Origin of the sequence: Alistipes provencensis (genome assembly GCF_900083545.1) — a bacterium.
Classification (GTDB): Bacteria; Bacteroidota; Bacteroidia; order Bacteroidales; family Rikenellaceae; genus Alistipes; species Alistipes provencensis.
Genome location: NZ_LT559262.1, coordinates 3,599,905 through 3,612,449, shown reverse-complemented (window position 1 = coordinate 3,612,449; position 12,545 = coordinate 3,599,905). Strand labels below are relative to the sequence as shown.

The window sequence follows — 12,545 nt, the reverse complement described above, 5'->3', positions numbered from 1 at the left end:
TTCGTCTGTTTTTAACTTATCTCCACCCACGTTATTCCCGCATGGGTCTTGTCGGCGAGCTCCTTCTCGACGTAGCTGATCGTGCGGCGCAGCCCTTCGACGAGCGGCGTGCGGGGCGCCCATCCCAACTCGCGGCGTGCCGCCGAGATGTCGGGTGTACGTCGCCGGACGTCGTCGATGCGGGCGTCGGTGTGTACGATCTGCGAGCGGCTGCCCGTCAGGGCGATGATCTTCTCGGCCAGCGCGCGGATCGCCACCTCGTGGTTGCTGCCGAAATTGATCGTCCGCGTGGTCTCGGTCGGCGGGGCGTCCATCAGCCGCACCAGCCCGTCCACGATATCCTCCACCCAGCAGAAGGTCCGCAACTGTTCGCCGCTGCCGTTTACCGGGATGTCGCGGTTCTGTAACGCCGCGACGATCATCTTCATCACCACGCGCTGGTCCATCAGGTCGGCGCCGCTGCCGTAGGTGTTGAAGATGCGGGCTATGCGGGCGTCCACCCCGAATTCTTGCTGATAGGCGCGGTGTATCGCCTCGGCGGCGCGATTGCCTTCGGCGAGGATGCGGTGCGTGGAGCCGGAGCCGGACTGCTCGGAGGTGTCGCGGCCGTCCGTGGCGTAAATATTTCCCGCCGAAGCGAACAGGATGCGGGCATGCTCCGTGCGGGCGGTGTCGAGGGCGTTTATCGACCCCAGCATGCTGACCTTGAGCGTTTCGACGGGCAGCGCCTTGTTGTAACGCACGCGCGACGGCGAGGTGAGGTTGTAGATCTCGTCGCAGCGAATCCCGAAATGGTTGACGATGTTGTGGCGGACATACCGGAACCCCGGATACGGGGGCATGTCGCGCAGCAGCGGCGAATTGGCGGTATCGCGTACGTCCACGCAGAAAACTTCGTGGCCCTCGTCCAGCAGACGCAGGCACAGGTGGGTGCCGATGAACCCCACGCCGCCCAGTACGACTATTCTCTTTTGCATCTCGTTCCGGTTTTTACCGGAACAAAAGCAAAATCTATTCCATTTGCCGGCTTTCGGGACGCGGATTCCCTGCGTATTCCTTTTTGCTCTTTGACGAAGGGCATATCCGTACTATTTTAGCCTTCTTTTGTATCTATTTTTTTATCTCTCGGATATCGGCCGTTTAATTTTGTACTGTCCGATGAACCGTAAAGCATATGAAATAATGAAAATCTACCGACCTGTCCTTTTGTTTCTTCTCGCTGTGGTGACACTGTCGTGCGGCGATGCTCCGCAAAGTCCCGAATCCTGTGCCCGGGAGGTGATCGAACGCACGCTCGGCCGCCGCGCCCCCGATGTCGAACTGCGTCTGACGGAGAAGGCGCCCGACGGGCATGACCGCTTTGCGACCCGTGTGACGGACGGATGCCTCGTGATCGAGGGCAGCAGCGGCGTGGCCCTGACGCGGGGATTCTACGATTATGTTACGACCAACGGCTACGGTCAGGTGACGTGGACGGGTACGCGTATGGAACTGCCCGAACGGCTCCCCGATACACCGCTGCGCGAGGTCAGATCGCCGTTTCGCCACCATTATTATATGAACGTATGCACGTTTGGCTATACCTATCCCTACTGGAGCTGGAACGAGTGGGAGAAGGAACTCGACTGGATGGCGCTGCACGGCTTCGATATGGCGCTGGCGCCTATCGGCAGCGAGGCCATTCTGGCGCGCGTATGGCGTGATATGGGGCTTACGGAAGAGGAGATCAATGAACTCTTCACCGCCCCGGGGCACTTGCCTTGGATGCGTATGGGGAACATGAGCGGGCTGGACTCTCCTCTTTCGGAGCAGTGGCTCGACGAACAGGTCGCCCTCCAGCACCGGATTCTCGAACGCATGCGCGGACTGGGCATCACGCCCGTATTCAGCGGTTTCGCCGGCTTCGTGCCTCCGGCCATCGCCCGCGTGCGTCCCGGGGTCACGTTGACTGAGACCCGCTGGAACGGTCACATGAAGAGTTGGATGCTCCCGGTCGAATCGCCCGTCTTCCGGGAGATTGCCGCCCGCTATATGGAGGAGTGGGAACGGGAGTTCGGACGGGGTGAATACTACCTCGTGGATTCGTTCAACGAGATGGAACTTCCCTTCGGGGAACTTTCGCCCGAGGAGGTCCACACGCAGTTGACCCGTTACGGCAAAACCATCTACGAGAGCATCGCAGCCGTCAATCCTGACGCCGTGTGGGTGTTGCAGGGATGGATGTTCGGCTACCAGCGCGACATATGGACTCCGGACAATATCCGGGCCCTGCTGGCGGGGGCTCCTGACGACAAATTGCTGGTGGTCGATCTGGCCGAGGATTTCAACGCCATGGTGTGGCGCAACACCCCCGGCTGGGAGTATGCCGACGGTTTCTGCGGCAAGCAGTGGATTTACAGCACCGTGCCCAATTTCGGGGGACGTTCGGCCCTCAGCGGCTCGTTGGAATTCTATGCAAACGGTCATCTGGCTGCCCTGCAATCGGCGCGTAGGGGTAACCTCGTCGGCTACGGCACGGCACCCGAAGGGGTGGAGAACAACGATGTGGTGTACGAAATGATCGCCGATGCGGGCTGGTCCTCCGAGCCGATCGACGTGGGGCAATGGGTGCGACGCTATGCCCGCAACCGCTACGGGGATTGTCCCGGGGAGCTCGGCCGTTTCTGGGACCATATCCTCCGTTCTTCCTATTCGGTTTCCATTCCCAATCAGGCCCGCTACCGCTGGCAGATGACCCCTTACGATCAGCGGCGCAGTCCGGTCGATCTTTCGGCCGATTTCTTCCGGGCCGTGGAACACTTTGCGGCTGCCGGACCGGAACTGTCCGACAGCAGGCTCTACCGCGCTGATCTGGCGCTCTATGCGGCGCTCTATGCGGCCGGCAAGGCGGACATTGCCGTCGAGCGCGCTAACGCCGCCTATCTTGCGGGCGATCCGGCGACCGCCGCTGCGGAACGCGATACCTTCCTCTCGCTGCTCCTCGCCGCCGACCGTTTGCTGGAATCGACTCCCAATTACAGGCTCGAACGGTGGCTCGGCTTTGCCGAAGCCCGGGGGCACAGCGATGCGGAGAAGGAGCGTTACCGGCGTGACGCCCGGCGGCTTGTCACCTGCTGGAGCGATGGTGCCTCGCTCCACGATTACGCCTGTCGGGTCTGGTCGGGGTTGATCCGCGACTATATCGTGCCCCGTTGGGAGCACTATTTCGATTGCAAGGAACGCGGCATGACGCCCGACTTCGCGCGGCTCGACTCTGCATGGCTCGCGTCGGCCGCCGAACCCCTTTCGCCGCAGGAACGCTGTCCCGATGTGCAGGCTGCGGTCGAAGAGCTGTTCGCCCGCTACGGAGCCTATGGGAGCGACTTCGTGCGTCCCGAATCGCGGGGAATGGTCGGTTCGTGGTCGCCGTTCGAATTCGACGGCTCCCGGCGGCGCATCCGCCTGACGCTCGATCCTGCGACCGTGCCCGGTATCCGGGGTGTCCGTTTCCATGTTCTGCGGGGTGGCGGGAGCGTGCGTGCGGGGAATCCCGTCCTTCAGGTCAACCGGGTGAATATCGCTTCGACGCAGCGCGAAGCCGAGATGGGGCCCGCACACACCGAAGCGGTCATTCCGATCCGTCATGCGCAGCGCACCGTTCCGGCCGAAGCGGCGCTTTTCGTCACTCTCGACGGTCCTGCGGCAGCCGATTCGTTCGGGATCATCGAGCTGGTCCGCTGATGCCCCCGAAGGCCGGTCGCACGATTTTGTTGTTTTTTTGTACTCGATTTTCCTTCGGATATTGACGAATTGTCTAATTTTAAAATATGAAACCCGTCCGCCCATGTATGACAAACTGAAATATCTTTTGCTGGCTGTCCTTCTGTCTGCCTCCTGCTCCGGCAAGGATCAGGGCGAACCCGTGAACCCCCCCCCGCCCGGCATCGTGCCTAAGGACGGGGTGTTCGAGCAGCGCGGCGAAGGTTCGTTCGTCTATACGGGCTATGAACCGTTGAAGGACAAGCCGATCACGCTCTACTACTACATTCCTTCCGGCGGCGAGGTCGAACGGATGCCCGTGCTCTTTTCCATGCACGGCGCCGAGCGTGACGGCACCATCCAGCGCAACGCTTGGAAATATTTCGCCGAAGAGTACGGCTTCGTCGTTCTGGCGCCGGAATATTCCAAGACTTATTATACGGAAAATGACTACCAGTTCGGGGGTGTCTACCGTTCGGCCGGTTCCGGTGTGCTCAATGAGGAGCCGAAGTGGACCTATCGGACCGTCGAGGCGCTTTTCGATTATTTCAAAAGCGAAACGGGCAATACCTCTGCGACCTATCATCTCTTCGGTCATTCGGCCGGCGGGCAGTTCGTCCACCGCTTCCTGCTGGCCATGCCCGGGGCGCGTGTGGGGCGTGCCGTGGCCGCCAATCCCGGGTCGTGGACCTTTCCCTTTGCCGAGGGTATCACGGGAACCGACGGGAAATCCTACGGCTGGCCCTATGCTGTCGCCGCGACGCCCTTTGCCGATGCCGGACACCTTACGGCCTTCTTCGCCCGGAAAATGTATGTTCAGGTAGGTACCGCCGATACCGACGAGAACGACTCGTCGCTGCCCAAGGACGCTCCGTCGATGGCTCAGGGTCCGCACCGTTATGCCCGCGGGCGGAATTTCTTCGCGGCCTGTACGACGGTGGCGGGGGAGTCGGGACTGCCGCTTCATTTCGTTCTCTCCGAGGTCGACGGCGTCGGCCACTCGACCCTGCGGATGGTCTACGGCAAGGCTTCCGTGACGAATCCCGCCGATACCGAGGCCCGCGGCAAAAACAGCGCATTTAACTTACTGTTCGAATAACTGCTATGATAAAACGTACGATCCTTTCGATTTTCGCCGTGCTCTTCGTCTTTTCGGGCTCTTTCGCCCAAGACGACGGCAAGTTTCGGCGCGGTGGCGGGATGATGGTCTTCACGGGCTACGGACCGATGAAAGAGCACCCCGTGAACCTCTATTACTACATTCCCACGCAGGGCAACATCAAGAAGATGCGGGTGCTTGTCTCCATGCACGGCGCCGAGCGCAGCGGCCGCATCCAGCGCGGTGTCTGGCGCAATCTGGCCGAGGAGTACGGCTTCATCGTACTGGCTCCCGAGTTCAAGCACGACAACGGCTATCTGGAGAACGGCTACCAGTTCGGCTGGGTCTCCGAGGATCCGAAGATTTTCCGCCTGCGGCCGCGCGAGGTGTGGACTTACCGGCTTATCGAGGCCATTTTCGACTATTTCAAGGAGAAGACCGGCAATGTGAGCGAGACTTACGACATGTTCGGCCATTCGGCCGGCGGGCAGTTCGTCCACCGTTACCTGCTGGCCATGCCCGAAGCGCGTGTGGGACGTGCCGTGGCGGCCAATCCCGGCAACTACACCTATCCCGACGAGCGCGGGCTTTTCACCCCTTCGGGCGAACCTGCGGATCCTCCCGGTTGGCCCTATTCGGTGAAGGACACCCCCTTTGCTTCGGACGACTATCTCGCGCCCTTCTTCAAGCGCGACCTGATCATCCTGATCGGCACCGAGGACACCGAGCCCGTCAGCCCCGACATGGCCGAGAACAATCCCAACCGCATTCAGGGCCGTCACCGCTACGAGCGGGCATGGAAGTTCTTCAACGCCTCGCGCGACATCGCTCTCAAAAAGGGGCTGGAGTTCAACTGGACCATTCAGGAGGTGCCCGGCGCCGGGCACAACAGCGGCCAGATGGTCTACGGACAGGGAAGCGTGCGCAACTGGCGCATCGAGAACGACGAGCGGGTCTACAACCTCAAGGATGTGACGGGCCGCGGGGCCTACAGCCTGATTTTCGAACGATAGACCGAACCGAGAACAAAACTTAAAACCCGAGCTTATGAACTATTGTCCTACAAATGCGAACCGTTTGCGGCGCAAGGGTGTGGCGGCATGTGTCGCATTTCTGACCCTGCTTGTCCCGGCTTTCGCGTCGGTGCACGCTGCCGGGAATCCGGCCTCCCCGGCAGCGGATTCGGTGCGGCGGCAGCCGGCCGCGGCGAAGACAACCGTCAAAGGGTATGTCTTCGACGAGAGCAACCAGCCGCTTTTCGGCGCCACCGTCACCGAGGAGGGGACCACGAACGCCGTGGCCGTCGACAAGAACGGTTCTTACCAGATACAGGTAATGCCCCGCGAAGGCCTGAAGCTGACCTATCGTTTCCTCGGCATGGAGCCGCAGACGGTCGAGGTGGGGCGTCGGAGTACGATCGACGTGGTGCTGAAAAGCGATGCCGTGAAAATCAGCGACGTGGTGGTGACCGGTTACGGGAACATCCTTAGGGAGGCCTATACGGGTTCAGCCTCGATACTTTCGTCGAACGACATTTCCCGGCGTGCCGCGGGGTCGTTCGAGGGTCTGCTCGGCGGACTTGTCCCCGGCCTGCTCTCTTCGGGCTCCGGACAGCCCGGCGATGCGGCCGAACTGCGTCTGCGCGGCTTCGGGTCGATCGGTTCGGGCGGGCAACCCCTCTATGTCATCGACGGAGTGGTCTTCGATCAGGACAACACCTCGGGGCACAGCGGTGCGGTGTCGAGCCCCATGGCTACGCTCAATCCGGCTGACATTGCCAGCATCACCATCCTCAAGGACGCCGCCTCGGCGTCGCTCTACGGTTCGCAGGGCGCCAACGGCGTGATCGTCATTACCACCAAGCAGGGCGTCCCGTCCGATCGCGTGCGCTATACGCTCTCGGTGCAAGCGGGTTTCTCGCGCATCTCTCCGGCAGTGCGGCCCGACCTCGTCGATTCGGAGCAGTACAAGGAACTTTGGACCGAAGGTCAATTCCACCGTTTGGTGCAACAGGCCGGCGGACAGTTCGTCGAGAACCTCAACGGGCTTTATAACAACAAGCTTGGCTTCACGGTCGACGGTAAGAACTACTACCAGTGGTACAAGCAGGCGCAGCAGGATTTCAACAATTACTACGCCGTTCCCCGGCCCGACGGTTCGTACTACAGCTACGACTTCTGGGGAGCCGACGCCGGTAAACTCCCTTCGGTCGACTGGTACGACAAGATCCTGCGCAACGCCTCGTTCCAGCAGTACGACCTTTCGCTTTCGGGCGGCAGTTCGACCCTGAAATACTATATGTCCGTGGGCTACCTCAACCAGCAGGGCATCATTATCAACAGCGACCTGCAACGCTATTCGGCCCGTGTCAGCGTGAGCGCCGACGACCGCAAGAAACGTATCAACTGGGGAGCTTCGGCCAACATCAGCCGAACCGAACAGTCGGGGCCTCTCACCAGCGGTTCGAACTACAACATGCCCCATTACGCGGCGCTGTTGCTGCCGTCGGTCGTCCCGGCCTACCTCGAAGACGGTTCCTATAACTTCCGCTTTCCCAACAACCTGCTCAACGGCAACCACAACCCCATCGCCAGTGCCCGCGACAACATCCGCAAACGCCCGCAGTTCAACCTCTTCGTCTCGGCGTGGGTGCGGCTCAACATCACCGACTGGCTCGATTTCCGTTCGGATATTTCGCAGTACTACATCACCGGCCGACGCTCCGACTATTTCGACCGGGATTTCGGTACGGGTTACCTCGTGGGCGGCGAGCTGACCGATTATGATTCGAAGCGCCTGAAGACCACCAACAAGAATATGCTCAACTTCAACTATACGCTCAACGGACGTCACCGCTTCAGCGCGACGGCGGGGTTGGAACTGGTGGATTTCCGTCAGGAGTGGAACTCCGTGACGGCGGTCAATTTCCTCAACGACCTGCGGCCCGTACTTTCGTCCGCCGCCGAAATCTCGGGGTGGAACGGCAGCGGTTATGACTATTCGCAGGTCTCGATCGTCACCCGTGCCGACTATTCCTACCGCTACCGCTATTTCATCGGGGGGTCGTTCCGTCAGGATCGTTCTTCGCGTTTCTCGCCCGAACACCGAACGGGTAATTTCTGGTCCGTGTCGGCGGCTTACCGCATCACCAACGAGAATTGGGCGTGGCTGGACCCTGTGAAGCGGATATTCAACAACATCAAGTTCAAGGCGAGCTACGGCTACAACGGCAACCTGCCGTCGAAATACTACAACTGGCGGACGCTTTACAACGGTTCGGGACGTTATGACTCCGGGCACGCCCTTTCGCAGACGTTCCGTGCGACTTACGACCTGAGCTGGGAGAAGAATAACGTCTTCAATGTGGGCGTCGACTTGGGGATGTTCAGGGACCGCATCCGCATTTCGGCCGAGTACTACTCGCGCAAATCCACCGATCTGTTGCAGGAGGTTCCCGTGTCGCAGGTGTCGGGATACAGCACGATGCTGATGAACACCTCGGCGGGCATCCGCAACCGGGGCTTCGAGCTGGACCTCGACGCGCATATCCTCAACAAGCTCTTCAAGTGGGATCTCAAGCTCAACATGGCCACCCTGAGCGCCAAATATTTCGGTTTGGAACAGGACATCATCGGCTCCAATGCCCAGATCATGCGCAACGGACAGAGTGTCGGTGCGTGGTACCTGAACAAGTTCGCCGGCATCGACTCCAACACCGGACAGGTGCTCTACTACGGTGTGGACGAATATGGCAACGACATCATTTCCAACAGCGACAACCCCTCGTTCCGCCGCATCGTGGGCAAGGGCGTTCCGACCGTGTCGGGCGGTTTCAACACACTGTTCAGCTACCGCGGCTGGGACCTCTCGGCGTTGTTCACCTATGCGTGGGGACACGACGTCTACGATTCGCGCGCCGCGGGCCGCACGGGTATCGACGGCCAGTCGATGGACTACAACATCGACGCGCGCCAGCTCGACCGCTGGACCCCGGACAACCGCTACGCCTCCAACCGCATCCGCATCAACGGCCAGACCTCGGCGGGCAGTTCCACGCGTTACCTCTATAAGGGCGACTACCTCAAGATGAAGAACGTTCGCCTGCAATACACCTTCCCGGCCAGCACTTTCCGCAAACTGCGCATGACAGGCTTCTCGCTCTTCGTGCAGGCCGAGAACCTCTGGGTGTGGACCGAGGCGCAGGGCTACGATCCCGACCTGCAGATCGACGGTTACATCGCTACGGCCAAATACCCCTCGGCCATGACCTTCACGGCCGGTCTCAACTTCAACTTCTAATCGCAAAGCACCATGAAAAAGATACGGATCTATTTGGCTGCGCTTCTCCTGCTTCCGGGGCTGTCTTCGTGCGGGGATTTCCTCGACAAGGAGTCCTACACCGATCAGGACAGGGAGATACTGAAGACCCCCGAAGGTATCGAAGCGCTGCTCAACGGTGTCTACGACATCTTCCAGCATGCGAACTATTACGGACGCAACCTGATGGCCTACGAGGCCGCCAAGGGCAACGACTTCTTCGTGCGCGTGTCGAGCGGCAACAGCTTCGAACGCGAGAACCGCTATGCCGAGTCTACAGCCTCGTCGGGGGCCGCTTCGGGACTGTGGCTCAAGATTTACGGCGGCATCCGGACCGCCACCGACGTCATCGAGGCTATCGGCGGAGTGCAGGGCATGGGCGACGACGACCTGCACCGGGTCGAGGGTGAAGCCCGTGCACTGCGCGGACTGGCCTATTTCGACCTGATGCGGCTGTTCGCCTACCCGCCGCGCTTCTCCTTCCCCGACGGCGAGGAGTACGACATCGGCGCCACGCCCGGAGCCTATGCGTGGGGCGTGCCCATTCTCGATGGCATGGACATGGCCAACAACATCCTCGACTACGAGGTGCGCCGCGATTCGGCGGTCACGGTCTATGGTTACATCGAGGGCGAACTGCTCGAGGCCAAGCGATTGCTGACCGGCACGGCTCCGCGTCAGGGACACGTCAACTATGTGGCCGTCTGCGGCCTGCTGGCGCGCCTGTATCTCTACATGGAGCGCTGGGACGATGTCATTGAGCAGGGCGAGGAGGCGTTGAGGGCCGCCGCCGGGACCTACCGGATGATTCCTTACGACACCTACAAGACCTCCTACTACAAGCCCTTCAACTCGGAGAATATCTGGGAACTCGTCTACAGCCTTTCGGACAACAACGGCGGCAACAGCCTCAACTACCTTGTCCGCAAGCCCACCTACGAAAATCCGGGTGCAGAGAACGACGGACAGGTGTCGCAGGCTGTCGGTTATGCCGCCTACGGATTGTTCCCGGCCACGGTCGCCCTGCTGCAGTCCGATCCCGACGATGTGCGCGGCTATCTGGTCTGCGACTTGGGCATTGCCAACAAGGACTATAAGGGTTACCGCAAATATGTGGGTGAGACCTATCACTATGTCTACAATCAGCCTGTCATCCGCCTGCCTGAGATCTATCTGACGCTGGCCGAGGCTTACCTCTGCAAGGAGGGCGGTTCCGTTGCGCTGGCCGAACCCTATTACAACTGCGTGCGTGAGGCGCGCGCGAACACGACGGGATTCGAGTCCTCCTCTGTTTCGGGGGCTCTCGCCGAGGTGCTCGCCGAGCGGCGCCGGGAACTGATGCTCGAGGGGCACAACTACTGGGACTATTTTCGCCGGGGCGAGACGATGAAGCGTCCCGAACTGCTTGAAAATGCCAACAAGATAACCATTGCCTTCGGTTACGGCTCGGGCAAGAGTCAGGCACGCATGCAGGTCGTCTATCCGATTCCGCTGTCGGAACTGGAGGCCAACAAGGCCATCCGCAACCAGCAGAATCCGGGTTACGAGACCTATGACGAGGTATACCAGACCAATAACGAATAAACGAAAATAGAACAATCTAAAACCGAGAACTATGAAAAAGTATCTGTATCGGACGCTGATCGTATTGTGCTTCGCGCTGGTCGGCTTCTCGTGTGAGAAGGAGGAGTCGGACGAGGAGGTGATGCTCGACGATGTGACGCTGAACTTCGCTCCGGCCAAGAAATCGGTTCAGGTCGACCTGCCGCTCGACCGGATCAGCAACTATTGGCATATCTATGCTCCGTCGGAGGATTCGTGGCTTCAGTACGAGGTGATTCCGGGCCGCAAGTCGATGTATGTGGTTGTGGACGGCAATCTCACCGACGATGTGCGTTCCTCCTACATCATGGTGCGCAGCGGACGCCAGACGCAGCGCATCCGGGTGGCGCAGGACACCGAGGGTGGCATCTCGCTTTCGTCGGACTACCTTCCGGTGCGCTATCTGGGGGCATCGTCGACGCTTACCATACTCAACACGGAGTTCCTGACCGACCTGTCGGTCTCGGTCGAGGATACCGAGAAGGAGTGGTGCTCCGCATTGGTTGACGGCGACCAGCTTTTCGTCAACACCCGCTTCAACGACCGCACGGAGGCGCGCAGCGCCCTGCTGACCGTTACGGGCAAGCGGGCCATCACCGGTGAGACGCGCACGGCCTTCGTCACCGTCTATCAGGGTAAGGGTGGTATGACGCCCTATGTTTTCGAGATTCCCGACTTCAGCGAGTCGCAGGTTTACAAGGTGATGGACGGCCAGAAACAGGTGGCGCAGATTACCCGGGAGTTCCTGCGCGCGAAAGGCAAGATCAATGCGCAGGCCGTGGTGGTCTACCCGGTGGAGAATGACGAGGTCGATCTCTCGATGGGCTATGTGGCGCAGATCGTGCTCGCCAACTCCGATCTGGATGATGCTACCTATGTCTATGCTGCCCCGACGGGCGCCGTGCACGGTGGAACCGTATCGTTCAATGCGGCCGACAATACGCTGTCGGGCTATATCGCCGGGACGCTGGCCGAACCTGTAACAAAAGTCTATATGCCCGGCGACGTGGGGATGGGTCCCGAGGAGGTCGTCGGCAGCAAGGAGGCTACTGTGGTTGCGCATGTCATTACCGATGTGCGTAAAGATGAAACCAATATCTATCCTATCGTGAAGATCGGCACGCAGTACTGGATGGGCAAGCACCTCAATACGGTCTATTACAACAAGAACAAGAATTTCGAGGCCATTCCGACGAACGTGACGACCAATGAAACAGACCGTCGGAAACCGAACTACTGTATCTTCAATTACAACAACGGTGCGAGCACGGAAACTGCTGCGTTGATGAATCGCGAACGTTTTGGACTGCTTTATCCCTATCTGACCATCGGCGGTTTCGAGACCGTTGCGGATGCCGGGTTGAGCAATGCGGAGGACCTTATTGCGGACAATCTTTCGCCTGAAGGTTGGATCGTGCCGACCAAGGACGAAGCTAATTCTCTGAAAGCCTACCTCGGGGGCAATGGCTGCATGGGACGTCTGCGCTGCTTCTGCGACTATGATGCCGAAGGCCAGCCGCAGGTATTCCCGACAGCAGGACGGCAGGATGACAATATTTCTGGGTTCAATGCTCCCAGAAGCGGTTATAGGAGTAATACAGGAAGTTGGACTTCCGGAGCTGAGAATGGTTGCTGGATGTGGACACGTTCTTATCAGAATGCCACGGGGTCTTCCATGTTTCATGTGATAGATGTGCAGACATCGCAGAATAGTGCCCGTTCTATGTCTATCCGTAGCCTCAACGACGGCGGCATCAAGATCAAGGCGCAGTAATTCTCTCGTAGAGAG

7 protein-coding genes are annotated in these 12,545 nt (G+C 59.8%); 6 read left to right on the top strand and 1 reads right to left on the bottom strand.

Going from position 1 to position 12,545, the window contains the following annotated elements; translation table 11 throughout:
- Positions 1-11 precede the first annotated feature (11 nt).
- A complete protein-coding gene (locus BN5935_RS14105; protein WP_064976662.1) occupies positions 12-977 on the bottom strand; it encodes an NAD-dependent epimerase/dehydratase family protein in 966 nt (321 codons plus the stop codon).
- 229 nt (positions 978-1,206) lie between these two features.
- On the opposite strand from BN5935_RS14105, the gene BN5935_RS14100 reads away from it, so the two are divergent.
- The 6 genes from BN5935_RS14100 (at position 1,207) to BN5935_RS14075 (ending at position 12,530) form a co-directional block, all read left to right on the top strand.
- Entirely contained in the window at positions 1,207-3,720 is a 2,514-nt protein-coding gene (locus BN5935_RS14100; protein WP_064976661.1) for an alpha-N-acetylglucosaminidase, read from the top strand.
- Positions 3,721-3,823: 103 nt separating this feature from the next.
- A complete protein-coding gene (locus BN5935_RS14095; protein WP_064976660.1) occupies positions 3,824-4,837 on the top strand; it encodes a PHB depolymerase family esterase in 1,014 nt (337 codons plus the stop codon).
- Positions 4,838-4,842: 5 nt separating this feature from the next.
- Positions 4,843-5,850: an alpha/beta hydrolase family protein gene (locus BN5935_RS14090; RefSeq protein WP_064976659.1), complete on the top strand. Its 1,008-nt coding sequence runs from the start codon at positions 4,843-4,845 to the stop codon at positions 5,848-5,850.
- Positions 5,851-5,884: 34 nt separating this feature from the next.
- Positions 5,885-9,136: a SusC/RagA family TonB-linked outer membrane protein gene (locus BN5935_RS14085; RefSeq protein WP_082944162.1), complete on the top strand. Its 3,252-nt coding sequence runs from the start codon at positions 5,885-5,887 to the stop codon at positions 9,134-9,136.
- Between the two features lie 12 nt (positions 9,137-9,148).
- Complete coding sequence (locus BN5935_RS14080) at positions 9,149-10,738, top strand: RagB/SusD family nutrient uptake outer membrane protein (RefSeq protein ID WP_064976657.1); 1,590 nt, start codon at positions 9,149-9,151, stop codon at positions 10,736-10,738.
- Between the two features lie 31 nt (positions 10,739-10,769).
- The gene (locus BN5935_RS14075; RefSeq protein WP_064976656.1) at positions 10,770-12,530 is read left to right on the top strand and encodes an FISUMP domain-containing protein; all 1,761 of its coding nucleotides are present in this window, start codon (positions 10,770-10,772) and stop codon (positions 12,528-12,530) included.
- Positions 12,531-12,545 lie beyond the last annotated feature (15 nt).

Bases quoted from the DNA above. Each gene is read 5' to 3' on its own strand.
- BN5935_RS14105 (WP_064976662.1), bottom strand. From the start codon at position 977: ATGCAAAAGAGAATAGTCGTACTGGGCGGCGTGGGGTTCATCGGCACC.
- BN5935_RS14095 (WP_064976660.1), top strand. From the start codon at position 3,824: ATGTATGACAAACTGAAATATCTTTTGCTGGCTGTCCTTCTGTCTGCC.
- BN5935_RS14090 (WP_064976659.1), top strand. From the start codon at position 4,843: ATGATAAAACGTACGATCCTTTCGATTTTCGCCGTGCTCTTCGTCTTT.
- BN5935_RS14085 (WP_082944162.1), top strand. From the start codon at position 5,885: ATGAACTATTGTCCTACAAATGCGAACCGTTTGCGGCGCAAGGGTGTG.
- BN5935_RS14080 (WP_064976657.1), top strand. From the start codon at position 9,149: ATGAAAAAGATACGGATCTATTTGGCTGCGCTTCTCCTGCTTCCGGGG.
- BN5935_RS14075 (WP_064976656.1), top strand. From the start codon at position 10,770: ATGAAAAAGTATCTGTATCGGACGCTGATCGTATTGTGCTTCGCGCTG.